This window comes from Acidithiobacillus sp., assembly GCF_023229925.1.
Lineage (GTDB): Bacteria > Pseudomonadota > Gammaproteobacteria > Acidithiobacillales > Acidithiobacillaceae > Acidithiobacillus.
Map to the genome: position 1 here is coordinate 312,835 of NZ_JALNYM010000002.1, position 23,407 is coordinate 336,241.

Here is a 23,407-nt window from a genome sequence, read left to right on the forward strand (position 1 = left end):
CAGCCTTTAAATAAGTGGCACTTTTGTAAGCTCGCACAGCCGCTCAGGTCAAGCAAAATATCGCCCGCTCTGACGCAACGGACATCCCATGCGAAAGTTCGACGAACTCTCCCAGTTCCATCAACATTTCGCTTTCTGGAAAGCTTCCAGCAACCCGTCCTCAAACGCTTTTTGCACGCTGTTTTACAGAATTTGTCTTAGGGCATTTCTGGCGCGTTACTTATCTGCAACCGAACGAAGATCCAGATTGGCGACGGCCTTTTCCACATTCCAGGCAATGAATCTGGCAAAGTCGCCGATGTTCTGTTGAACGCTCGCACTTTCCAGGTCGGCCATGTAGCGCTCACGCTCCTCGACCTGAAGGATAGTCCACGGATAGCCGCCCGAAGCTAGTAACAGGTTCATGGTAAATCGGGCCATGCGTCCATTGCCGTCGGCATAGGGGTGAATAAATCCAAAAAGCCAGTGGCCCAGGACGGCCCGGACAAAAGCGTCTGTTTCTTCCGCCAGGCTTTCCTGCAGGGCTTCCATGCCATACCGCAGCGACTCAAAGTGTGGTGGCACATGAGACGATCCGCGAAGGAACACCAAGTGTCGACGGTATCCGATGAGATCACTACGCTTGAGGATTCCGGCTGTCACTGATGGACCAAACAGAGCCTGGAACCATTCCTGATGATGGTCGGAAAAAAGGCGGGCAGCCAGGCCTGGAGCGGTGCTTTCTCCGCGAAAGGCCGCAACAGCATCCTGTTTTACCAATTCAAAAGCGTCCAGATAACCCCGTGCAGCCATAGCCTCGGTTTGCTCTCGATCGGCAGGATGACCGTCTGGGTGCCATTGTCCTGCCGCAACTCGCGCAATAAGTTCAGGCGTTACTCGGTACCGCTCTATGGATAAGCTGTGGTAAGCATCCTCCAGCTTTGCCGCTTCCACCTGCTGAAGAAATGCGATTTCGGGCCAGGCCGGAGGAGGCGTAGGTCGCATCGCCAAAACCTCCTCACGATGTTCCTTCCAGAGCAGTTGGACCCGCGCGTATAGCGGCGACTTTCCTATGGCTTGAAGTTGGTAAACGGCATCCGGTTCGAAGGGGTCCTTGACCTGGGGAAGATGAAACCCGGATCCCGCCAGTTCGCGTTCTATACGTTCCGCGAACTCCTTGCGGCCGACTTGTCGAAGCGACGCCACCACGCGGCTTATCCCCAGCCCACTGGTCTCTACCAACACTGCGATGGCCCCTGGATCTGCAAGCGTACCGAGCACAATCTGAATTTCTTTTTGCCAGGTTTGATAAAGCCTGGGTGGGAGCTTGATCAGGCAGTAAGGCAGGGACATACATCGCAGGCCATCGATCAGGACAACCTGTTCTTCAGTGGGCATGGATTTTTGTCCGGGATACATCACCAAGCTATGCCCAAAGACCAGATCCTGAATCTGACTTTGGTTGACACCCAGAAGCACTTGGATCTGCCGTGGGATAACATTGCATTGGGAATGCCGTAGCAAGGAGGATTCCGCTGATAAGCAATATTGAGCGCCAAATCGATCTTCCAGGTAGTACGCCAGATATTCCCAGAAGTTTGCGTAAAACAGCGTGCTGTCGCCCTGGTGAGCACCTGGGTCTGAAACGAAGTACCACCCCTTGAGGATTTCCCGCAGAAAGCCCTTCTCTAGGAGTAAAACTCGCGTGGCATTCTTGATCTGTTGGCCGCGAACGACACCTTGGGTTGGCCCGATCTTGGCGTGCAGCTCTTCCAAGGCTAGGGCCAACTTTGTTGCTTCGCTTCGTTTCGGTCGCGCCATTCGATCATTCCACATGTTTTGGTTAATTTAATGTACATGTTTTATTTAATTTAATAAAGAGTTTTTCAGTTGAAACAGGGGTTAACTCCCATATTCGACCTCGTAGTAACCCCTTCCTGAACGGTCCACAGGGTCATTCACCCCCTGGCGAGTCGGGCATGAGCTGTACTGCTGGGGCACACAGCGGGGTGTACGCTCAATTTATGCTTAATTATCCATCGTTGCGTAATTTATCGGTTTGGCGATAATTGTGCGTAAGTTGGTGCGGACTTCCTGCAGCGATTTAATGCATGATTCTCCAGTTGAAACAACACGGTACTACTCATGCGCAGTCACTTCGCGCAATGTATCGCAAACTGTCCGATAACGCAAAGCAGAGGACACCCGGAGGGACCCCCTGAATCTTGTCCCATCGCCCGCAGTTGGCTGAACAATGTGAACCGCTCCGACCAAAGCGCCCAGCGCTCGCCACGGATAGCCCTCGCCATCTTGATCTTTTTTCACTCAGTTTGCCTGGACCCACCCTAAGAACAGGGTAGGCGGAGAGCACGTCATAAGCGGGGGCTCGCCAAGGGGTCCGTCACTTTGGAGAACATCATCACTCCGGATTCTGGGTTTCCCAAGTTGAACTGGACTAAGCCAGATAATCATGGGCAGAAAACCAACCTCGTTCCCCAGTTGTTGCCAGACCCTGCCCGAGAGCTATGATCGAAAGTGGTGTACAGGCAGATTACAACTGACTTGAGCAAGGTGGCGTACTGTTGCTACAAAGGGTTTGCAGACCAAGTAAGCAACGTAAGGGGGTTTTGCTACGACACGAGGATTTTTTGTCCACCGATCCGGAAGGGTTTTACTGTGCCATCCGTCTGTGCCAATGGTTTTTCTGATGGGTTTTTTCGATGCAACTTACTGTTTTATATGGTGCCCAGGGACGGAATCGAACCGCCGACACGAGGATTTTCAGTTTTGTTATATTTCAAAGAGTTGGATTGTTGCGAATTGGGCGTATTCGGGTACATTTGTTCCATCCTATTATTTCTATTAGATTTATAATGTTTTCCATTGTGTCGCGTTGGCATGACTGCTGTACCGCCAATGTACCCCGCACTTTGGCCATGACCGTTATGGGGTATAGGCTTCGTCACGCCTTCATGAGCGCGCACCTTGCTGCGATCCCCTGGCAAAGTAAAGTAAGCAGCGGCTTTTTTTACAAAATCCCGCTCCATCCACATCTGTGCCCGTTCCTTGCGGAGCTGTTTATTCTCTCCCTCCAGTTCGGCCCCTACGCTCCAGGGATACCTGCAAGCTTCCGACCACGGGCTTTGGCACCCAGTTAGCCGATGTCCCCCTTGGGCACTGAAATCCGCTGTGAAGCCCCGGCAAGGAGAATCCCTGAGCCAATATCGGCTTGACCGCTTCGGCCCGAAACTCAGCCGTATAGCTCTATACTTTCTTCCCCATAAAATCCTCCTCGATCCACTATATCCAATCGAGAATGTTCACAAGATTCAAGATGCCTCAGTTAAGGCGTTTCCTGTCTGACCGCCCATTGCTCCAGTTCCGCCGCCAGCGCCAGATAGTGCTGAGCGTCACGCAGCCCGGCGATAAAACGACGGGGAATTCCCTCCAGACCTACCTGGGCGCCCACGAGCGCACCCGTCAACATCGCACGGGACATGTTTTGTCCGCCCCCGTTGATGGCGTGCAGTACCGCTGATTCATAATCTTCCCGGAAACGACTGGCCAGGTAGTAAGCCGCAGGCAGTTGGTGGTAAATGGCGCAGGGCATGCCGTAAACCAGGCTCACCTTCCAGGCGGGTTCAATGACGATGTCGGGATCCGCGGCGGCCAGCGCGGCGTATCCCGCCGTGAGCAAGGCGTCGGGCGACGTAAACTGACCTGCCTGCATCCTTTCGCCACCCGGCGACGGTGGCTGCAGGTGGCCTTGGGTAACCATGTGGAATGGCAGTGCTCCGCTGCGCACCTGCGCCATGAGCGTGGTGCCAATCTGGGGCGTCAACGCAGCGCCGGAGACCAACTGGGCCAAAACGGCGTTGAAGGCGACGCTCATGGCGACGATGGCCGGATCATGCTGGGTCAGGGCGATGTTGCGACACACCGCCTCCGCCATTTTTTTCGGCTGCAGGGCATAAAAGGCAGCGATGGCAATGGCGCGTTCGGCACCCTCCGTCGTGTCCGCGTCGCCGGCGCATTCTCCCCATGGGCGATGCTCTGGCACGCGCTTACGCCAGGCCTCTCGAATGGATTGATTGGTGTAGCCCCCCGGTCCCTGCATGGGCGTGCCGTCCAACTGCGGGAACAGTTCCGTATCCAGCCGACGGGTGAAATCGTCCTCCTCATAACCCGCGCAGCGCACCAACGACTCCATCAGCATGACCAGCAGCAGTCCGGTTTGCGAGATATCCCCCGCAAGCAGGCCACTGTGATAACGGCCGGGGCGCGGCGTGAGATAGTCGGTAATCCAGGGGCCACATTCCCGCCGCAGTTCGGCAAGGTCGTAGTACCAATGACACCCCAAAGCCAGTGCATCACCAATCAGGGCGCCCATCACGGCACCCGCTACGCGTTGCATGCTTCACCTCCTCCCGCCAGACGGGCTCATGGGATATCCGGCAACACGGCGGCATCACCTTTGTAAAGTCTGTTCCCAGGCCACCCTCTTCATGCCCACACCACAACGGGCATCCCGTGTTTCGGGAAAACGGCAGCCCGTGTCACTATACTGCAGGTTTTATGTCCTCCGTCCCATTATAGCGGCTCACGGCGGGGAGCTGACGCCGGCGGCAACTGTTCGGTTATTCCGAACAGTTCAAGTCGAGGGCGGGCGTGAAGTGGCCCGCGAGGTGGAACACTACAATCTCGACATGATCCTCGCTCTCGGCTTTCGTATGTGCAGCCCGGTGGGTGTGCGCTTTCGCCAGTGGGCCAACGATAAGCTCAAGGAGTATATCATCAAGGGTTTCGTGCTGGATGACGCGCGTCTGAAGAACCCCAGTAAGGGCCGGGATTATTTCGACGAACTGACCCGTCGACTGCAGGACATCCGCACCAGTGAGCGGCGCTTTTATCAGAAAATCACCGACATTTACGCCACCAGCGTGGATTACGACGCGCGCCACCCCCTGACTCAGCAGTTTTTCGCCACGGTGCAAAACAAGGTGCACTACGCCATCCACAGCCAGACCGCCGCCGAGTTGGTTACCAGCCGTGCGGATAGCTGATTGCCGAACATGGGCCTGACGACTTGGGAAGGCGCACGTATCCGTAAATCCGACGGGGGCCACTGAGGGCTCAAAAGCCAAGCGCCGCTTTACCTCCCCTTGAAAAGGTCAGTTTTAGCCCGGTGGCGCATGGATAAAAAAGGCATCGCTGCTCCGCGGCCTCCCCAATAATGAAAGGTAAGCGGCCAATACCCCCAGCACAAGGCCGGCCAACACGTCCACCACCACATGCTGGCGTAAGGCCAGGGTAGAATATGCGATGCCTACACACCAAGCCCAATTGCAGACAATTATCCACAGTGGCGCGCCGAAGCGTCGTAGCAAATAATGCAACCAAATGCCTGAAAATACTGCTGTGGCGACATGCAGCGAAGGGCAGGCATTGCCGGAGGCATCCATGCTTTTAAGAAGGTCCACATCTGGATACCGAGCCCAGTCAATATGGGATGCGGGTACAACTGTGGGCCAGAAGTAAAAAATGGCCAGCCCTACAAGACACATTCCGGCCATGCTCATGCCATAGCCATACAGTTCGCGCCGTGTCGCTAGTAGCGCAGGAGGAAGAGAAACATAGACCCACAGTGATAAGTAGATGGGCAGCGTCAGCGGCTGAAAACCGATCAGGCGATCCAGCAAGATCCTCGGCATCACCGTTGGCGGGTAGGCCGGATCTTTGAGCAAATAAAAGTACGCAACGAAAAATAGGCTAATAAAACCCGTTGTTCCGATACTTTTGAGATACACATGCCGGGGTATTACCGCCATAACCTGACGGTACCATGGTGCCTGTTGGCTGTTTTCGTTCAAGGCTTATTCTCCACGGATGCTGGTTCATTATTAGTCGAGACCACATCGGGCGAGTTTATGTTCACGGTCCGCTTACTTCCATCGTAGCGGATTGTGCTGCCCCATAATGTCACCCTGGCGGGCAAGCCGGAGTGTGCGCAGACAGCGCAGCGATATAGATGGCAAGAGCGAAAAAAGCGATTGAGATTGAACGAAGCGCAACTCGCGGCCCTTGTGGATGCCGCGCAGATGCCAGACGACAACGACAGATGCGCCTATCTCTACCAGTGAGTCCAAGCCAAAGCCCGCAAGTGCCACAGCGTGTGCAGCGATGGCTGCGGCAATGACGATGGCGGTTCCGACGACGTTCCAGCCAAGCGTGATGTATTCGAGGAGCAGCCCTCGGCGTAGCAGGATCGAGGTGTCAGTCATCATGACAGCTATGGATGCCACAGCGGCAATCCGCCAGTTTTTCGCTTGTGCAATATAATCGCCGTACCGCTCCAGCGATTCCCGCCGGGCGACGAGATAATGGGCGACCGTCTCCTTCTCTGGGGCGTCCGGGTCGATGGTGGACGCGGATACTGCTTTCTTTGCCATGGGGTCTCCCTCTCAACAGGCTAATACCAAGTTCCTGCTCTGGTATAGCCAGCCGAAAAGGGGATCGCCCCCCAGGAAGCGGGAACATTAGCTTGTGAAGAGAGTGAATGTTTTACCGAGAGCGCGCCTGACCCACCAGACGTGTTGCATGTAACTTTATTGGAGGCTTTCACATGGGAACCACGCACGTTAATACACGAGTTCAAAAGCACCGCGACGCGCTGCGCATGGCGGGCTTGCGCCCGGTGCAAATCTGGGTGCCTGACACACGCCGCCCAGACTTCGCGGAGGAGTGTCGCCGCCAATCCCTTCTCGTGGCTCAAGCCGACAGCGCCGATACAGCCATGCTGCAGTTCATGGATGAAGTCTTGGCAGATGTGGACGGCTGGACGGAATGATGCGCGGCGATCTTGTGACCATCGCCATGCAGGGCGACTTTGGCAAGCCACGGCCCGCGTTGGTGATTCAAGCCAACCTGTTTGGGGAGCACACGAGCGTAACCGTTCTGCCAATCACCAGCACGCTGGTTGCTGCGCCATTGCTGCGCGTCACGGTTCAACCGAGCGCAGAGAACGGCTTGCAGAAACCATCACAGGTGATGGTAGACAAGGCCATGACGGTGAAGCGCGAAAAGGCAGGGCCAGCATTCGGACGCATCGACGCGGATGCACTGGTGGAGGTCGAGCGTTGCTTGGCTGTGTTTTTGGGGATAGCGAAATGATCCAGACGATTTAATCTTCCGCGCTGGACACAATCGTCGAACGGGCGCTCGCGGATTCCGATGCGGACAGGGTCACTCAGGCCAGGAAATTTGGGAAGGTAGGTTGCTTGGGCGGTTACGCCTGGTCAACAGGCGATGGATCGCAAGAGGGGGCAAGATTTCCAGACGAGTATTGATGCAGGATAGCTCCCAGGCCTTTAGCACCCCCTCAACGGGCCAGGTTATGGACAGAATCTGTGGATGACCCTGTTGAATTTCCAGAATCGAATGGTAACTGTCCCATACCTCACCTCTTGCAAAAAGCATTTCCTTCAACCACTACCCTGCCCCTTTCCGTCCCGCCTTGGCCGACTACGGGCCCAGGGACGACCTTGGCGGCTAACGCCATGGCTGGCATGGGCCGCGCCAATGGGACAACATTCGTATTGATGAATACCTGCCCCGGAAGCGCGCCATGGTAGCCCAGCGCCGTGCAATTCTGCCGTGCTTGTTCCCGGTACCGGCGCAGTCCCCGCAGCTCGGCCGTTCTCAGCGCCTTGTGTACAGCGACGGAACGTGCTGCATACTGCATCCCGACCAAGTGTAACCGGGATTGTAGCGTGCCCAGTAAGGGGAGCAACGCCGCCGGATTCGGGCTTTGCACAGCAAGATCTTCCCGTACCAGCCAGGGTGCACCGGCCTGGCCTGTCGCCTGCGTCTGGTACCCGGCGCTACGCCAGGTAATCCCAGGCACCGATTGCAGCCGGGCTTTTGCCCAGGACACGTCCTGATTGACCATGGCGGCCAACTTCGCCGGGCTTCTCCCCGACGCCTCCGCCTGCAGGTCGGCATGCAATATCGTCCTGGGCACCCGATAATGCGTCACCACCTGGAAATGGACGCTGGTGAGGGCCGGCGTCGGCACCTTCGCCACAGCCAGGCCCGGCAACCCCAAAAGCAGCCATAGAATATGCGTGCGCCTCATGCTGCCCCCGCCGCCTGCCAGTCCCGCGCAAATTGCGCTTGCAACATGGAAATGTCCGTCGGGTTGTTCAGGATCAGGCCCATTTCTCGATTCTCCTCAAGTGACGAAACGCTGTAGTTCTCGCTGCCTACAAAGGCATAATAGCTCGAAATCTCTGCCTTGGCGTGTATGTATACAGGACGTTTCGGCATCAAGCGCACATGAACTGGGGCATTGAAATCCGCTGTGAAGCCCCTGCAAGGAGAACCCCTGAGGCAATACCAGCTTGATCGCTTCGGCCCGAAACCCAGCCGTATAGCTCTGTACTTTCTTCCCCATTCTTCGGGTGTCTGCCGTTCCAGTTCAGCCTCTTTCGTGAGCGCCCAGGCCATGGCTTCGGTATCAAAAGTGGCCGACAGATAAAGGTAGCCCCGCCTGCGGATCTGCACCCGCCAATACTTGCCACGACGATTGATGCTCGCCATTCACCCGCCTTGTTCTGATGGATTTCAGACAAGGTAATATGGGTCTGTGCCAAACTCAAGCGCAGACACATCCGACGGTTACAGGGGTTTTGCTACGACACGAGGATTTTTTGTCCACCGATCCGGAAGGGTTTTACTGTGCCATCCGTCTGTGCCAATGGTTTTTCTGATGGATTTTTTCTATGCAACTTACTGTTTTATATGGTGCCCAGGGACGGAATCGAACCGCCGACACGAGGATTTTCAGTGCCGTCCACCGTCCATGGTCATTTAATTATCAATATGTTAGCTGCCTGCTAAAATTGATAACCGGCCAGAACCGGCAGAGTGCAAACCATGGGCCGGCCTCATCATGGTACATATCTGGCACAATGGTGCCCCCCCATTCTGCAGACGTAGCGCACTTCTTGAAGCTGCCGACCACCGAGCTCGAATTCCTGCGGAGGCAGGGTGTCTGCCTCGAACCCGATAGCCTTGTAGAAGCGGATAGCTGGCTCGTTTTCCGCAAATACCCACAGGCTACACGTGCTGTAGCCCTGCTGAGACAAGAGTGCTCGTGCCCGTAGCCACAACTGACGCCCAACCCCTTTGAACCAGCTGTTCGGTGCCACGTAGATGGCCCACAGTTCCGCTTGAGAGGGTGGTGCATCCTTATCTCGGCAAGCACCGAACGACACCCAGCCAAGAACGGTCTCGCCATCCTTAGCAACGAGAAGCTCTGTTTGCCCAGCTTCGATAATATTCTTCCACATCTCTTCCCGTTTCTCGACTGACAAGGCGGCGAGATAATCCGCAGGAAGGATTCGCGCGTAGGCCGAGCGCCATGCATTGACATGAATCTCGGCGACAGCGCGGGCATCTTCAGGGACGGCGTGGGCTATTTGCATGACGGGAATCGTTCAAGCCCAGCCGTATGGAGTCGCCGAGTTGGGTATCAGCCCTGGTGAGAGAAAAAACCATTTGCTGCGAGCTCTTGCACGCGCGCCTTGATGTGCAGCCAGACTTCAGGGCATGTATCACCAATGACAGAGTTGACTGAAAGTACTTTTTTCAACGGTATGTGATTCTCCTGCCAACTCTGTCCGTTATTGTAGATGTTATGCAATACAGGCATCAGGCGATCCATCGCATAGGCGAAACGAGCTTCGGCGGTTTGCCGGAGCGTGAATTCATTCCAGAGTGATAGTAGCCGCTCGCCCTGCTGTTCTGGCAGTAGGCCGAAAATTCGTTCGGCTGCTGCGCGCTCATTCTCCTGTACTCCATCCGATACGGCGTAGACAATTTGGTCTCCTGCATCGATCTCGGGAATGTCGTGAACCAAAAGCAGCTCAACGACTCGAGCCGGGTCGACGGGCCACACCGAGTGTTCCGTCAGGGTCAAAGCGAGAAGACAAACCTGCCAACTGTGTTCTGCTGTGTTTTCATATCGATCGAGGCCGCTTGGCTTGGTTTTACGAAGAATCGCCTTCAGTCGATCAAGCTCGATGGTGAACTCGAAGATTCTCTCGAAGTCATTTTTCATATGATTATCTTTGCGCCCAACGTAACTTCGACGGCGCGGTCGCTGCCGCGTAACAAGGAAATATGCCGAATAACATGGGATGATCCCCATGTAGGTTGTGGATGAGACAGAATGCACCATTCTGTCTGGTGAGAGCTAGGCTGGCTGGGGCGGATGGCCAGGTTATGCGGGGTTCTCCGGGTGCCGGTAAGAGGCTGTTATGAGACATTACGATGAGGCTACTCATTTTGGGTGGAAACCGGAAACTCACGGCGGGCATGCACCACGTTCACGATCTCGATGCAGGTGGCCGTGACACGATAGAGCACTATGTAGTTTGGGTGCGCGACGATCACGCGCAAGCCCGGCACGCGATCGCTGATGCGGTACAGGTAGGGATGTTCGGCAGTAGGCAAGACAGACTCTTCCAGCAGGCGTTTCATACGCCGCGCCGCTGGCGGATTCTCGTGGGCGATGTAGCGGATGATATTCGCCAAGTCATCGCGGGCCGAGGCCCGCCAGATAATGGGTAACAACTCAGAGTTTCCTTTGAGCGGAGGTTTCCGCTTCCGCGATGATCGCGTCCATCTCGGCCATCACCTCGTCATGCGGAATACTGGGTCGCTTATCAGCCAAGCTCGACGCGACCTTTGTACGCAGCCACGCAGTATAGCTAGCCTCCTGCTCGGCGGTCTCAAACTCGGAGATGATAGAAGGTAAAACGGCATTCATTCTGGACGCTCCTCTGGTATCGATCATCAGCGAGGGGTTAAAGCCCCATGCGGTCCCTGATGTCTATATTAGGTGGTTTTTCCTCTTGCAGGAACTCCATCCATGCGACTAGAAGCCGATCTTCCTCATCTCCGATCAACCGCCTGTCCCGCCCACGGGGTAGCTTGGGCTTGCGAATGAGGGACACGGGATTGATGAGCTCCGGCATTCCCCACTCGGACCGCGCAATCGTGTACAGATGGGAGATGAGCGCGAGGTAAAGCCGGATGGAATGTGCCCCCAGCCCTTTGGGATGGGCGTCGCCGGGCTGCTCCCAATGCTTCACCATCAGGGCCAGTCTCTGGCCGTTGATCTCAGACAGGACCACTTCCCCAAAAGTGTTTTTCAGGTCAGCCATGATGACCAACTCACGACGCTGGGTGGTCGGCCTTTTGTCGGGCAGGACATCCAACTCATAACGCAGTAGGGCATCAGCGAGACGGAAGTGTCGGGTTTCTACGCGCTGGTAGGCTTCTTCGGGTGTCTGCCGTTCCAGTTCAGCCTCTTTCGTGAGCGCCCAGGCCATGGCTTCGGTATCAAAAGTGGCCGACAGATAAAGGTAGCCCCGCCTGCGGATCTGCACCCGCCAATACTTGCCACGACGATTGATGCTCGCCATTCACCCGCCTTGTTCTGATGGATTTCAGACAAGGTAATATGGGTCTGTGCCAAACTCAAGCGCAGACACATCCGACGGTTACAGGGGTTTTGCTACGACACGAGGATTTTTTGTCCACCGATCCGGAAGGGTTTTACTGTGCCATCCGTCTGTGCCAATGGTTTTTCTGATGGGTTTTTCTATGCAACTTGCTGTTTTATATGGTGCCCAGGGACGGAATCGAACCGCCGACACGAGGATTTTCAGTCCTCTGCTCTACCGACTGAGCTACCTGGGCCAAGAGGCCGTATTTAAGCGGGGCATTGACCAGAAGTCAAGACCAACGCGCGCGTATAGAGAAAGCGATGGGCCATGCCACTCTGATTCGCAGCGATACGCACGGCCTGGGCCAGCGGTAATTCAGCGAGCAGCGGGCTGAGCAACTGATCGGCATCGGTTACTTCCTGAGTTTGCTCCGGTGCTCCCGCCACCACCAGCGTCATCTCGCCGCGCACTTTGTCCGGATGCGCCTGCAGCAGCGCCACCAGCCCACCCAGGCTGTCCCGCAAACACTCCTCATACATCTTGGTCAACTCCCGGCACAGCGCTGCCCCGCGATCTGGACCCCATAATTCAGCCATATCCGCCAAGGTCTCACCGATCCGATGCGGCGCCTCATAAAAAATCATACTGCGTGACTCCGACTGCAGGGCCGCCAACCGCGTCCGGCGCGCCCCGGATTTAGCGGGCAGAAAGCCCTCGAAGCTGAAGCGATCACTGGGCAGGCCGGACAGTGCCAACGCGGCCAACGCGGCGTTCGGGCCGGGAATAATCGTCACCGGTAACTGCTGCTCCCGGAGGAGGGCCAGCAACGGAAATCCAGGGTCAGAAATCAGCGGCATCCCCGCATCTGACAGCAGCGCGATATGCTCCCCGGCGGCGATACGCTGGGCAATCTGCGGGGCAAGCGCCCTCTCGTTATGCTCGTGCAGTGCCAGCGTTTTGGGCCGCACACCCAGATGCTGAAAGAGCCGCTGGGCGTGGCGGCGATCTTCCACCAGAATCAGGGCGGCACGGCTAATCGCCCGTTGCGCACGCAATGAAAGATCATCGAGGTTGCCGATGGGGGTGGCGATGATGGTCAATTGCCCGGCGACGCCTGCCGCCGGTTCTGTAAGGCTATTCATCACCCTGCTCCCGGCTGAGGTCGTGTTTCAGTCATTGAATACCTTCTCCTTTCTCCATACACTCTGCTCATGACACCCTGCCCAGCCCTGAAGGCCTCTTTGCGCCTGCTGATGACCCTGGCCCTGGCCACGGGCCTGAGTGCTTGCGCAAGTATGCCACATAAGACGCCACTCTCGTCGAGTCCAGCGCCCGCGCCCGCGGAAACGACGATAAGCGTCCCTGAAACATCAACGGCGCAACGCGCCGACCAGCTTGTGGCCGCAGGGCACGATCTGGAGGCAGCCAAGGACTACATCCATGCGGCCGCCGAGGCACGAGGACAAACCCAACTCAACTACCTGATGGAAGCCGCACAAGCCTCCCTAAAGGGACAAAAACCGCAGGTTGCGATATTACTGGCTAATGAAGTGCTGCGTTTACAGCGTGACAACGCCGAATTGCGCGGGGCGGCGCTTTGGATCCGCGCTCAGGGGCTCATGGATCAAGGGCAAACTCCCAGTGCCAAAGGCAATCTCGAAGAACTGCTGACCATCGCCAGCACGCCTCAGGATGTACGCGCTCAGGCCATGGGTACTTTGGCCACGCTCTACACGCAGGAAGGTCACGAACTCACCGCGCTGAATTTCCTGATCGAACGGGACAACCTCCTGGGTAGCAATGCAGTCGCAGAGAATCATCGCCGCATTCATGCCCTTCTGGACTTGCAGTCGGCCGCGAAACTGCAGAATTGGCAGGGACGTAGCGGCAACCCCCTGGTGCAGGAGTGGATCGCGGTCACCCTGATCACCCGGCAATATCCCGATCCGCAACAGCGACAGGCGGCGATCAGTGCCTGGCTGGTGGCACATCCTGGGCACCCGCCCATAAACTTCTCTGACGACACCGCCACTACCACAGACATTTCTGCTCTCAACCCGGCGCTCGGGAGTATATGCGCATTGTTACCCTCCAGCGGGCCCTATGCACCTCTCTCCCTGGCCATCAACGCCGGCATGGCCACTGCAGCGCAATTACAATCCGGTTCTGCGGTGCGCGTCCTGCGGACCACCGGCAACCCCAGTTACACCGCCGTGCTCTTTGAACGCGGGGTAAAAGAGGGCTGCAAAGTCTTCGTCGGGCCCTGGCTGCCCCAGGATATCAATGCCGTAGCCGCCGTCAGGAAACCCAGCGATCCGCCGGTCATTGCGCTCGGCACGGCGCCCGGTGTGCAGCAGTCGGGGCTTTATACCCTGAGCCTGAGCCGCGACGTCGCCGCCCGGCAAATTGCTGCCCAAAGTTATGGGGCGGGTTATCGTCATGCCTACGTGCTTTATCCCCAGGACTCCAGCGGCGCGGCCATTCAGGCAGACTTCATCGCTGTCTGGAAGCAGCTCGGCGGTACGGTCGATGGTGTCGCCACCTATCTGCCGGGACACTCTCTGGCGGATAACACGCGACAGCTGCTGAGTATAACGCCCGGGCAACGCAGCTTTGTCTTCCTGGTTACCGATGCGAAAAACGCCAGCGCCGCCGTTACCTCTATCCGCCTGATCAATAGCACTGTGCGTATTTTCAGCCCAGCGTTGCTGCACGGCGCAGCCTTGCCCGGCGACGCTCGAAGGCTCTCGGGCATTGAGTCTGTCGATATGCCTTGGCTCATCAACCCTGGGCAAAGCTGGCCGCAAGCGGCGCCCCTACTGCGCACCGCCCTGCCCAACGCCAGTGATGCCCAGTGGCGTATGGCGGCCTTCGGGCTGGATGCCTACCGGATAGCGGAGCGCGTTCTGGATAAAGACATGACGGGTAGCCTGAACGGTACCACGGGCATCCTCCACTTCGCTGCCGATAACCAGATCATGCGTGACATGGAATGGATGGAAGTGGAGAATGGCCAAATCGTGCCTTTGCCGGGAGTGCCCAAGCCGGGCACCTGAATCATGCCGTCACCACGCCAGAATTTAGGTCAGCAGGGTGAAGACAGCGCCGTCGCTCTGCTTGCCAGGCACGGGCTACATCCTCTAACACGCAACTATCGCAGCCGGATGGGAGAAATCGACATCATCACCCTCGATGGTGACACCCTGGTCTTCGTGGAGGTGCGCCAGCGTGCCCATGACCGACAGGGGGGTGCGGCGGCCAGTGTCACCGGCCGCAAGCAAAGACGGCTGATCCGCGCCGCAGAGTACTTTCTTTTGCGTAACCCTCAGCATGGGTTACGGCCCTGCCGCTTTGATGTCATCGCCCTCGACGGTGATGCCCCGGCAGACTGGATCCGTGATGCCTTTAGAGTACCCAGCCCATGACCGTCACTGACTGGATGAATTCCGCCTTTTACGCTGGCATCGCCTGCAAAGAAAAATCGGCGGCGGTATTGGCAGTGCCTTTTGCGCAGGCCAGCCAGCGTCTGATTGCTACCTTGCAAGCTGGTGGGCAGGTGCTCAGTTGCGGCAATGGCGGTTCTTCCGGCGATGCCCAGCACCTCGCCTCGGAACTGATCAACCGCTTTGAGACGACACGCCGCGCCCTGCCTGCTATCGCCCTCAGTACCGACAGCAGCGTGGTCACGGCAATCGCCAATGATGCCTGCTACGAACAGATTTTCGCCCGGCAGATTGAGGCGCTCGGCCGTCCGGGTGATTGTCTGGTCACTTTCAGCACTTCGGGCAACTCCGCCAACGTCCTCGCCGCCGTTCATACCGCCCAGCAGCGCGGCATGTGGGTGCTGGCCCTTACGGGCAAGGAAGGCGGGCAGCTCGCGCCACTGCTACGCCCTGTGGACATTGAACTGCGCGTGCCGGAGCAGAACACAGCGCGCATTCAGGAAGTCCACCTCGTCCTCATTCATGCCCTCTGCAATGGTGTCGACGCCAGTTTTACCGACAACGCGCCAGCACCCGTGTTGCGCACCGGTCAAATGCTCCGCGACTGGGAAGCGTTGCGCGAGGCCTGTGCCTTCCGGCGTCCCCTGGTCTTTACCAACGGTGTCTTCGATGTGTTGCATCGGGGCCATGTGCAGTATCTCGCCGAAGCGCGTGCCAAAGGCGCCTGCCTGGTGGTCGCCGTCAACAGCGACGCGTCGGTGCGCCGTCTCGGCAAAGGTGCTGATCGTCCGGTCAACAGTGAAGAAGACCGCATGGCGGTGCTTGCTGGCTTGCAGGCGGTGGATTTCGTCACCATGTTTGACGACGATACCCCGCTGCAACTGATCCAGCATCTCCAACCCGACGTGCTGATCAAAGGTGGCGACTGGCCGGTAGACCGCATCGTTGGCGCCGATTGGGTGCAGGCCAGAGGCGGCCAGGTGCTCAGTATTCCTTTTCGCCACAAGTGCAGTACCACCGCTCTCTTACAAAAAATCCGGGGGAGCCAACCATGAACGTCAGCACCATCATCCCCGCTCTGCGCGCTGCCCTCGATACGGAGCGGGTGCGCAACGATGCCGATACCATCGCCATTTACAGCCGCGACGAGACGCCGGGGAGCTGTGCACCCGTGATGGTGATCTTCCCGCGCAGCCATGAAGAGGTACAGGCCATTGTCAGCATCGCCCGCCGCCATCATCTGCCTCTTGTCCCGCGCGGGGCTGGCTCTGGTAATGTCGGCGGGGCTCAGCCGGTGCCCGGCAGTGCCGTCATCAGCTTCGAGTGCATGCAAAAAATTTGCGCTTACAGCTTCGTTGATCGCACCATCACCGTCGAGGCTGGATGCATCACGGCCGCCATCAGCGCCCATGTGCAGGCTGACGGGCTTTTCTATCCCCCCGATCCCGGCAGTAACCTTTACTGCCGTATCGGCGGCAATCTGGCGATGAATGCCGGAGGTCCCCACGCCGTAAAATATGGTGTCACCCGCGATTATGTGCTGGGCCTGCGCGCCGTCACCGGCACCGGTGAGACGCTGTGCTGCGGCGTCCGCACCAGCAAGGGCGTGGTCGGCTATGACCTTACCCGCCTGCTGGTGGGCAGCGAAGGGACCCTTGCCCTCATTACCGAGGCCACCTTGCGCCTGCTGCCCATGCCTGCCGCTAACGCCACCCTGCGCGCCGCCTATGGCAACACGGCGAGCGCCTGTGCCGCAGTGCAGCGGGTCATGGCACAGCGAAACATCCCCAGCGCACTTGAACTCATGGATTGCCATGCTCTGGCCGCCGTGCGCGCCATGGGCGCGGCAAGAGACCTGCCCGAAGGCAGCAATGCTCTGCTGATGGTCGAAGTGGATGGCGAGGTGGTCACACTCCCCGAGCAAGTGCAGGCCATCCACGCAGCACTGGCGGGTGAGGGGAGCCTGGAGATTCTGGAAGCTACCGACGCGGTTGCCATTGCGGATCTGTGGGCGGCACGCAAGTCCCTGTCTCCCGCCACCAAAGCCATGGCACCACTCAAGATCAACGAGGATGTGGTCGTGCCGGTCAGCCGTCTGCGCGAGTTGCTAGAAGCTATTGAAGGGATCGCCGCAGATCAATCTCTGCATATCGTCAGCTTCGGACACGCCGGGAACGGCAATCTGCACGTAAACTTTTTGGTTCACCCCCAGGATAAGGACGAGATGCGCCGCACCCAGCACGGCTTGCAAAAACTCTTCCAGACTGTACTGGCACTGGGCGGGACGCTCTCCGGCGAGCACGGCATCGGCAGCAGCAAGCGCGCCTATGTCCCGCTGGAACTCAGTCCGGGGAACCTCGGCATTCAGCGCGCCATCAAACAGGTCTTTGATCCCGATGGCATTCTCAATCCCGGCAAGTTGCTTCCCGAGGCCTGAATCATGAACAGCATCCTCCACGCCATCCAGCCGGTACGCCATATTTCCCTCAAAAGCTGGCGCGAAGATTTTGAGATGGACCTGTTAGAAAACACCCCCGCCCACCGCTTGCTCCGCGATGCTGACACCTGGGTGGTACTCTTCCGCTCCGGCGTCATCTGCTTTTTCGGCGCGGGGCCGGCGTTGCAGGCCAAAGTCATCGCCACCGTACAGGCACAGTTCACCCCCATCGCCAACCCCAAGGTCGAAGAACTGGCGGTCCGGATCGGCGAGCGCGACGGCGTGGGGCGCGACGGCGTCACCCTCAAAAATCTCGACGAAGAACGGATTCTTCTCGTTGCCCTGCGTCTGGCCCAGAGCCTCGCCCTGGAACTGCATGAAGAGGCTGTCGAAAATCTGCTGGAAACTACGCTGAACCTGCTCTCGGAAGTGACTCGTACCGGGCGCCTGCCGGGACGGCGCGGCGGGCACCTGCGCTTTCTCGCCTCGACTTCCGCCACCCGCACCGAAATCCTCTCCCGCCTGGCGGTGCTGGACAACCCCGACATCGTCTGGGAGACCCCGGGCCTGGAACTGCTCTCCCGCGAGCTCTCCGCCGATCTAGAGCTCACCAGTCGCTTTCGCGCCCTCGACGAAAAACTCGACGCCATTCATGAGGGGCTGGAAGTCATGATTGTCGCCAGTCGTCACCATCGGGAGACCATCCTGGAATGGATCATCATCATTCTGATCGCTGTGGAAGCGCTGATCATGCTCCTTGGCAAGTAAAATGGGCGAACGATGGCCCGTGTTGGAGAATGTTCCCTCTGCGCACGATGTTGGCGATGCAGAACCGCCCTACCACGAGCATGAAGCCTTTGTTTCGCATAACACCCGTGTCGCCCACAGCTATGATCCCGCCCGCCTGCTGCTGATCGGACCGGCCTGGGTAGGGGATATGGTCATGGCACAGGTGTTGTTGCAGGTACTGCGCCGCCGCTGGCCGCGCCTGCAGGTGGATGTCCTGGCCCCGCCAGCCAGCGTTCCGCTGGCGGAGCGTATGCTGGAAGTACGGCGGGCCATGCCCTTGAGCATCGACCACGGCCAGCTTGGCCTGAGGCTGCGCCGTCAGGTGGCGAAGGATCTGCAGGGGCAGGATTATGACTGGTCCATTTGTCTGCCGAACAGCTTTAAATCCGCACTGATTCCATATTGGGCACGGATACCGACACGCACCGGTTTCCGCGGCGAAGGCCGCCGTTTACTGCTCAATGATCCCCATGGCCTAGACAAAAGGAAGCTGGTGCGGACCGTGGATCGCTTTGTCGCTCTCGGCCTACCGCCGCGCCTTCCCCAACCCACGCAACTGCCTGCACCACGTTTACAGGTAAGCCAGGCTGCGCTTGCCGCTGCTTTGCAGCGACTGGGTATCGACGTACCCCAACGGCCTCTGGTCGCTTTGGCACCCGGTGCCGAATATGGCCCAGCCAAGCGCTGGCCGGTGCATCACTGGATTACCCTGGCGCAGTCCCTGGTTCAGCGTGGCCATGCTATCTGGCTGTTCGGCAGCCCCAAGGATGCGGAAATCACTCAAGCCATAGCGGCCGCTGTCCCCGAAGCGCTTGATCTGGGCGGCCAAACCAGCCTGCTGGAGGCCGTTGATCTGCTCTCTCTCGCCCCCATCACCGTCAGCAACGACTCCGGTCTGATGCATGTTGCCGGTGCCGTAGGCAGTCGGGTCATCGCTTTATTTGGCCCCACCCCACTGCGCATGACCCCACCGCTGTCCGCCGGCGCCCAGCCCTTGCGTCTGGAGATATCGTGCAGTCCCTGTGGCAAACGCGAGTGCCCCCTCAAGCATCATCGCTGTATGGAAGACCTCAGCCCGGAACACATCATCCGCCAAATTCCCCAGACATAGTCGGAGCGCCAGACACAAAAAAGCCCCGACTGGCGGAGCGAGGAGAGGAGGAGCAATGCCAAGGCATTGCAGGGGTAAAACGGCCTTGCTGGATAGCGTTGCGGGCCGCCGGGCATTTTGCCTCGGCGCCCGCCTCCATCATTAAAATGCGTAGGTCAACATCACCCGGTTATAAATGAAGGAATGGCCCTTATTGAAACCGGCACCATTACCAAATTGCGCGCTCGTTCCGGTACCCAATTCCACCCGGTCACGAATGGAGAATCCCTTCAGCACACCGCCCGGGAAATAAGTCAGATCAAAATAAGGATAGCTGCTACTACCGTTATAATAGGTAGTAAAATGCGCAAAAGCCGCAATGGCCAGGAACTTCTGGCCCGCCAGATCAAGATGTTGTGCTATCTTGATCTTATAACCATGGCCTGGGCCAAGGTTATCCGCGAGGCCGCGAATCATCGCCGTCGTATATAGTGGATCAGTGGCATATCCAACCGTATAGGGTGACACTATTCCACCATTCATAAATCCGCCGGACTGTGGTTCTACCGCGTTATAGGCCACGCTGATTGTCCCATCACCCACGCCCGTTTTATAGTTCACACCACCGATGACGCCCCAAGCTGTGGCATTGGCACCTTGCTTGGATAATAAGGAAGCACCCCACTCACGCATATACTGGGCACCCACAAAGGGATCAACACCTGTGCCGGTTTTCAGCGTGTAATCCACATTTGTATAAAACATCTTGGCGAATTGATAAAAGTCATAGTACCAGGCATCCGCCTTGGCCCCCATCAGGGAATACGAGGCCCCAAAAGCCAGTGTACCACTGGTGGACGGGGCATTAAGCGGCAATTGTGTACTACCACCGTATGCCACATCCCCCTCATAATTGGCTGGATAAAATAAGTTATCATTATAATAACTATTTGAGGTGCGACTCTTCCAGCGAAAAATACGCATGCCATACAGGTGTAAATCATGATAGGGAGAAACTTCGGCAAAGACACCCTGATAAGTAGCTGGCAACATGCGCGAATCAGACCCGTTCAACCAGGGGGTATTCAACTCCTGGTCTCCCGCCCGGATCAATAGCGTTTTTGGAATCTCATATTGGAGATAAGCCTGTCCCAGGGCATCAATAGATTGTGGACCCATCAACGTCGGGTCCAGATGCGGATAGGCCGGAGCGCCGCTGGTATTGTTAGCCCCGAGTGCATGTGCCGTGTAGAAACTAACGCCCACACCAAAGCCGCCCAGGAAAGGTGCGGTCTTGATATTCAGGATACCACCCAGACTAAAGGCATCCTGGTTATAGGTATTGGGGCCGGTGGCGCCATAATTGCGGCTGAAATAGTAAGAACGGAGCTGCCCGTCAATCTTACTCTGCTTGAAGAAATCCGTCAGGGTTTCTGCCTGTGCGGCAGCACTGACTCCGCACAGGGCGGCAACGATAGCAATGGCAACACGGTTCTTGGTAAACACAGCGACCTCCTCTTTAGGCATCCTTGCAACGATGTGTGGCATAATAACGAAGCAATATGACAATATTATGACTCTTTTATGAATTTTTTATGACACTATATCTAGATAAACATAACTGATACCTCCAGATGAAACACTTGAGTGCCAGAATCAAGCCTAGACGCTCACGAAGCGGATGCAACGCAACTATTCAGGCCCACCCTTCAGCAGATGTCAGGCCTTTGCATTGCCGGATGGTCGTGGGACACTGGCAAGGAATACATCCTGACCACCGAGATTTGTATGCCTTTGGAAATACGTCACCTGCGCACTATTGAGGCCGTCGCCCAGTTCGGCAGCCTCGCAGCGGCGGCGCAGCGTCTGCACCTGACCCCGTCGGCGCTCTCCCATCAATTACGCGGGCTGGAAGCGGAATTCGGCATCAGCCTGCTGGACCGGGAACGCGGCACACAGTTGCGCCTGAGCCCCACCGGAGAGGCTTTATTGGCCGCAGCCCGGGAAGTGCTGCCACGCATCCGGCAAATGCAGGAAGATCTGCGGCGACGAGCGGCCGGCAACAGCGGCCGTCTGCGTATTGCCGTCGAATGCCATACCTGCTTTGATTGGCTGACACCTGCCATGAATCACTTTCGCGAGATCTGGCCGGATGTGGAAATGGATTTGGTCTCAGGCTTTCAGCAGGATCCTTTGCCCTTGCTTCAAAGCCATCAGGCCGACCTCACCGTTCTTACGGCACCAGATGCCATGGCGTCCGGTATCCTGCTGCATCCACTCTTTGCCTACGAGGTCGTTGCCCTCGTCAATCCGCGGCACGCCTTAGCTGAACACAGTTTCCTGACCCCTGAGGATTTTCTGGAAGAAACTCTGATCACTTACCCCGTGGAGGATCGTCGCCTCGACCTTTTCCGCGAGTTTCTCCAACCGGCGGGTGTGCAGCCCTGGCGTCGACGACATGCCGAGCTGACGGTCATCATTCTCCAGCTGGTGGCCTCCGGGCAGGGCATCGCCGCGCTACCCGCATGGGCGGTGGGGAGCTACGGGGAGAAAAACTACGTGCGCGCCATTCCTCTGGGACCACAGGGTCTCTGGCAAACTCTGCAGGCCGCGACCACCACCGAGCAGGCGGAGCAACCGCACATGCAGGCTTTTCTCGCCGAAATTCGCGCCAGCGTGGCGGCCAATCTGTTTGGGGTAAAAGATATTCCGGGCGTATGATCGCCTTGCAACAGCGCGCTTAGACGGAGCCGAAAACCGATGACCACAAATCCTACCCAGAGCCTGATTTTTGATCCCGAACTTATCCGCCATTACGACCAGTCGGGGCCGCGCTACACCTCATACCCCACCGCGCCCCATTTCGACGAAGGATTCGATGAAAAGGCACTGCAAAGCGCACTCGACGATTCCAACGCCAGCGGGCGGCCGCTCTCCCTCTACTTTCACATCCCCTTCTGCGAGCATCTGTGTTTTTATTGCGCCTGCACCAAAGTAGTCACCCGCCATCACGAATGGGGGACGCCTTATGTCGCTCACTTAGACCGGGAGATGGTGCTGACGCGTGCCCACGTTGACGGCGACCGTCCCGTGGACCAACTGCATTTCGGCGGCGGCACGCCCACCTTTCTGCGTCGCGACGACATGGCCTTCCTGTTGGACAGCATCGGTAAACACTTTCATCTGCTCCCGGATGATCAGGGCGAATATGGCATCGAAATCGACCCGCGCGCGCTAGAGCCTGGCACGCTGCGCCTCCTCCGCGACTTCGGCTTCAACCGCATCAGCATCGGGGTACAGGATCTGGATGCAGCGGTGCAGAAGGCCGTGCATCGCGAACAGAGTTTCGCACTCACTGCGGCTGTCATTGATGAGGCGCGCCAGCTCGGCTTTCGCTCCGTCAGCCTCGACCTGATCTACGGACTGCCCCTGCAGACCCCGGAAAGCTTTGCCCGGACGCTGGAGGCGGTTCTCGCCTTGCGTCCGGACCGCCTGTCCGTCTTTAATTACGCCCACCTGCCAGAGCGGTTCCCGCCGCAAAAGCGGATTCCCGACGCGGACATTCCCAGCCCGGACACCAAACTGCGTATCCTCGCCGAAAGCATCGCCACCCTGCAGCAGGCCGGTTATCTCTACATCGGCATGGATCACTTCGCCCTGCCTAACGACGAGTTGGCCATCGCCCAGCGGGAAGGCAGTCTGTATCGCAATTTCCAGGGCTACTCCACCCATGCCGGAACGGATCTGCTGGCCTTCGGGATGAGCGCCATCGCCATGGTCGGCCCCACCTACAGCCAGAATATCAAAGACCTGGATACCTGGGGTGCCACACTGGACCGCGGCCACTTACCGGTGGAGCGCGGCCTGCGCCTGAGCGACGAGGATTTACTGCGGCGCCACGTCATCACCCGCCTGATCTGCGACTTCAGTCTGAATTTTGCTGCGCTGAACCGACAGTTTAATCTGGATTTCCAGCAGCATTTCGCGGCTAGCCTGCCTGCTCTGGAGGCCATGGCGGGGGACGGACTCCTGCACCTGGACGCTCATACTCTGACGGTCACTCCGCAGGGACGGCTGTTGATCCGCCACATCTGCATGGCTTTCGACGCCTATCTCGCGCAAAAGCCGGTGCGTTACTCACGGGTGATTTGAGCGA

Annotated in this window: 24 protein-coding genes, 1 tRNA gene and 2 pseudogenes; 12 read left to right on the forward strand and 15 right to left on the reverse strand. The window is 57.8% G+C overall.

All coding sequences use genetic code 11. The annotated features are described in order from the left end of the window. Positions 1-216: 216 nt before the first annotated feature. The 3 genes from M0P56_RS08010 to M0P56_RS08020 form a co-directional block, all read right to left on the reverse strand. Complete coding sequence (locus tag M0P56_RS08010; RefSeq protein ID WP_291509530.1) at positions 217-1,800, reverse strand: Fic family protein; 1,584 nt, start codon at positions 1,798-1,800, stop codon at positions 217-219. A gap of 914 nt (positions 1,801-2,714) precedes the next feature. Further along, the gene (locus tag M0P56_RS08015; RefSeq protein WP_291509531.1) at positions 2,715-3,032 is read right to left on the reverse strand and encodes a hypothetical protein; all 318 of its coding nucleotides are present in this window, start codon (positions 3,030-3,032) and stop codon (positions 2,715-2,717) included. A gap of 290 nt (positions 3,033-3,322) precedes the next feature. Beyond that, positions 3,323-4,393 carry an ADP-ribosylglycohydrolase family protein gene (locus M0P56_RS08020; RefSeq protein ID WP_291509532.1) on the reverse strand — a complete coding sequence of 357 codons (1,071 nt, stop codon included), beginning with the start codon at positions 4,391-4,393 and terminating at the stop codon, positions 3,323-3,325. Between the two features lie 91 nt (positions 4,394-4,484). Here M0P56_RS08020 and rhuM point away from each other — a divergent pair, with 91 nt between their 5' ends. Beyond that, positions 4,485-5,042 carry a RhuM family protein gene (gene rhuM / locus M0P56_RS08025; protein ID WP_291509533.1) on the forward strand — a complete coding sequence of 186 codons (558 nt, stop codon included), beginning with the start codon at positions 4,485-4,487 and terminating at the stop codon, positions 5,040-5,042. 114 nt (positions 5,043-5,156) lie between these two features. Here rhuM and M0P56_RS08030 read toward each other — a convergent pair whose 3' ends face one another. Then, positions 5,157-5,849: a phosphatase PAP2 family protein gene (locus M0P56_RS08030; protein ID WP_291509534.1), complete on the reverse strand. Its 693-nt coding sequence runs from the start codon at positions 5,847-5,849 to the stop codon at positions 5,157-5,159. Between the two features lie 72 nt (positions 5,850-5,921). Then, complete coding sequence (locus tag M0P56_RS08035) at positions 5,922-6,428, reverse strand: hypothetical protein (protein ID WP_291509535.1); 507 nt, start codon at positions 6,426-6,428, stop codon at positions 5,922-5,924. Between the two features lie 173 nt (positions 6,429-6,601). Here M0P56_RS08035 and M0P56_RS08040 point away from each other — a divergent pair, with 173 nt between their 5' ends. Beyond that, positions 6,602-6,826, forward strand: a complete 225-nt coding sequence (locus M0P56_RS08040; RefSeq protein WP_215850316.1) for an antitoxin MazE family protein — start codon at positions 6,602-6,604, stop codon at positions 6,824-6,826. Then, the gene (locus M0P56_RS08045; RefSeq protein WP_291509536.1) at positions 6,823-7,149 is read left to right on the forward strand and encodes a type II toxin-antitoxin system PemK/MazF family toxin; all 327 of its coding nucleotides are present in this window, start codon (positions 6,823-6,825) and stop codon (positions 7,147-7,149) included. The genes M0P56_RS08040 and M0P56_RS08045 overlap by 4 nt, the downstream gene beginning before the upstream one ends. Before the next feature lie 286 nt (positions 7,150-7,435). Here M0P56_RS08045 and M0P56_RS08050 read toward each other — a convergent pair whose 3' ends face one another. From M0P56_RS08050 to rsmI, 9 genes are all read right to left on the reverse strand, one after another. Further along, a complete protein-coding gene (locus tag M0P56_RS08050) occupies positions 7,436-8,113 on the reverse strand; it encodes an SIMPL domain-containing protein (protein WP_291509537.1) in 678 nt (225 codons plus the stop codon). Beyond that, complete coding sequence (locus tag M0P56_RS08055) at positions 8,110-8,577, reverse strand: phospholipase D-like domain-containing protein (protein WP_291509538.1); 468 nt, start codon at positions 8,575-8,577, stop codon at positions 8,110-8,112. The genes M0P56_RS08050 and M0P56_RS08055 overlap by 4 nt, the downstream gene beginning before the upstream one ends. A gap of 350 nt (positions 8,578-8,927) precedes the next feature. Further along, positions 8,928-9,464 carry a GNAT family N-acetyltransferase gene (locus M0P56_RS08060; protein WP_291509539.1) on the reverse strand — a complete coding sequence of 179 codons (537 nt, stop codon included), beginning with the start codon at positions 9,462-9,464 and terminating at the stop codon, positions 8,928-8,930. Between the two features lie 47 nt (positions 9,465-9,511). Beyond that, complete coding sequence (locus M0P56_RS08065; RefSeq protein WP_291509540.1) at positions 9,512-10,099, reverse strand: HD family hydrolase; 588 nt, start codon at positions 10,097-10,099, stop codon at positions 9,512-9,514. 218 nt (positions 10,100-10,317) lie between these two features. Next, entirely contained in the window at positions 10,318-10,614 is a 297-nt protein-coding gene (locus M0P56_RS08070; RefSeq protein WP_291509541.1) for a type II toxin-antitoxin system RelE/ParE family toxin, read from the reverse strand. 1 nt (position 10,615) lies between these two features. After that, a complete protein-coding gene (locus M0P56_RS08075) occupies positions 10,616-10,810 on the reverse strand; it encodes an antitoxin (RefSeq protein WP_291509542.1) in 195 nt (64 codons plus the stop codon). Positions 10,811-10,847: 37 nt separating this feature from the next. Further along, positions 10,848-11,468: a hypothetical protein gene (locus M0P56_RS08080; protein WP_291509543.1), complete on the reverse strand. Its 621-nt coding sequence runs from the start codon at positions 11,466-11,468 to the stop codon at positions 10,848-10,850. Positions 11,469-11,669: 201 nt separating this feature from the next. Next, positions 11,670-11,745: transfer RNA gene (locus M0P56_RS08085), tRNA-Phe, on the reverse strand. 13 nt (positions 11,746-11,758) lie between these two features. Further along, a complete protein-coding gene (gene rsmI, locus M0P56_RS08090; RefSeq protein WP_291509544.1) occupies positions 11,759-12,634 on the reverse strand; it encodes a 16S rRNA (cytidine(1402)-2'-O)-methyltransferase in 876 nt (291 codons plus the stop codon). 69 nt (positions 12,635-12,703) lie between these two features. On the opposite strand from rsmI, the gene M0P56_RS08095 reads away from it, so the two are divergent. From M0P56_RS08095 to waaF, 7 genes and pseudogenes are all read left to right on the forward strand, one after another. After that, the gene (locus M0P56_RS08095; protein WP_291509545.1) at positions 12,704-14,548 is read left to right on the forward strand and encodes a penicillin-binding protein activator; all 1,845 of its coding nucleotides are present in this window, start codon (positions 12,704-12,706) and stop codon (positions 14,546-14,548) included. A gap of 3 nt (positions 14,549-14,551) precedes the next feature. Beyond that, on the forward strand, positions 14,552-14,917 hold the full coding sequence (locus M0P56_RS08100) for a YraN family protein (protein ID WP_291509546.1): 366 nt from the start codon (positions 14,552-14,554) through the stop codon (positions 14,915-14,917). Between the two features lie 14 nt (positions 14,918-14,931). Continuing rightward, positions 14,932-15,480, forward strand: a pseudogene (locus M0P56_RS12400) (SIS domain-containing protein); the annotation flags it as partial. Between the two features lie 96 nt (positions 15,481-15,576). Beyond that, a pseudogene (rfaE2, locus tag M0P56_RS12405) lies at positions 15,577-15,990 on the forward strand (D-glycero-beta-D-manno-heptose 1-phosphate adenylyltransferase); the annotation flags it as partial. Further along, positions 15,987-17,372, forward strand: coding sequence for an FAD-linked oxidase C-terminal domain-containing protein (locus tag M0P56_RS08110; protein WP_291509548.1), 1,386 nt, complete (start codon positions 15,987-15,989; stop codon positions 17,370-17,372). The pseudogene rfaE2 and the gene M0P56_RS08110, both read left to right, overlap by 4 nt. A 3-nt stretch (positions 17,373-17,375) precedes the next feature. Beyond that, positions 17,376-18,140, forward strand: a complete 765-nt coding sequence (locus M0P56_RS08115) for an RMD1 family protein (RefSeq protein WP_291509549.1) — start codon at positions 17,376-17,378, stop codon at positions 18,138-18,140. Positions 18,141-18,159: 19 nt separating this feature from the next. Continuing rightward, positions 18,160-19,272 (forward strand): lipopolysaccharide heptosyltransferase II, encoded by a 1,113-nt coding sequence (gene waaF / locus M0P56_RS08120; protein WP_291509550.1) that lies wholly within the window; start codon positions 18,160-18,162, stop codon positions 19,270-19,272. 141 nt (positions 19,273-19,413) lie between these two features. Here the strand turns inward: waaF and M0P56_RS08125 are convergent, their stop codons facing one another. Further along, positions 19,414-20,757 (reverse strand): OprD family outer membrane porin, encoded by a 1,344-nt coding sequence (locus M0P56_RS08125; RefSeq protein ID WP_291509551.1) that lies wholly within the window; start codon positions 20,755-20,757, stop codon positions 19,414-19,416. Between the two features lie 282 nt (positions 20,758-21,039). Between M0P56_RS08125 and M0P56_RS08130 the strand changes: the two genes are divergently transcribed. Together M0P56_RS08130 and hemN are read left to right on the forward strand one after the other, a co-directional pair. Beyond that, complete coding sequence (locus M0P56_RS08130; RefSeq protein WP_291509552.1) at positions 21,040-21,972, forward strand: LysR family transcriptional regulator; 933 nt, start codon at positions 21,040-21,042, stop codon at positions 21,970-21,972. 39 nt (positions 21,973-22,011) lie between these two features. Beyond that, the gene (gene hemN / locus M0P56_RS08135; protein WP_291509553.1) at positions 22,012-23,403 is read left to right on the forward strand and encodes an oxygen-independent coproporphyrinogen III oxidase; all 1,392 of its coding nucleotides are present in this window, start codon (positions 22,012-22,014) and stop codon (positions 23,401-23,403) included. Positions 23,404-23,407 lie beyond the last annotated feature (4 nt).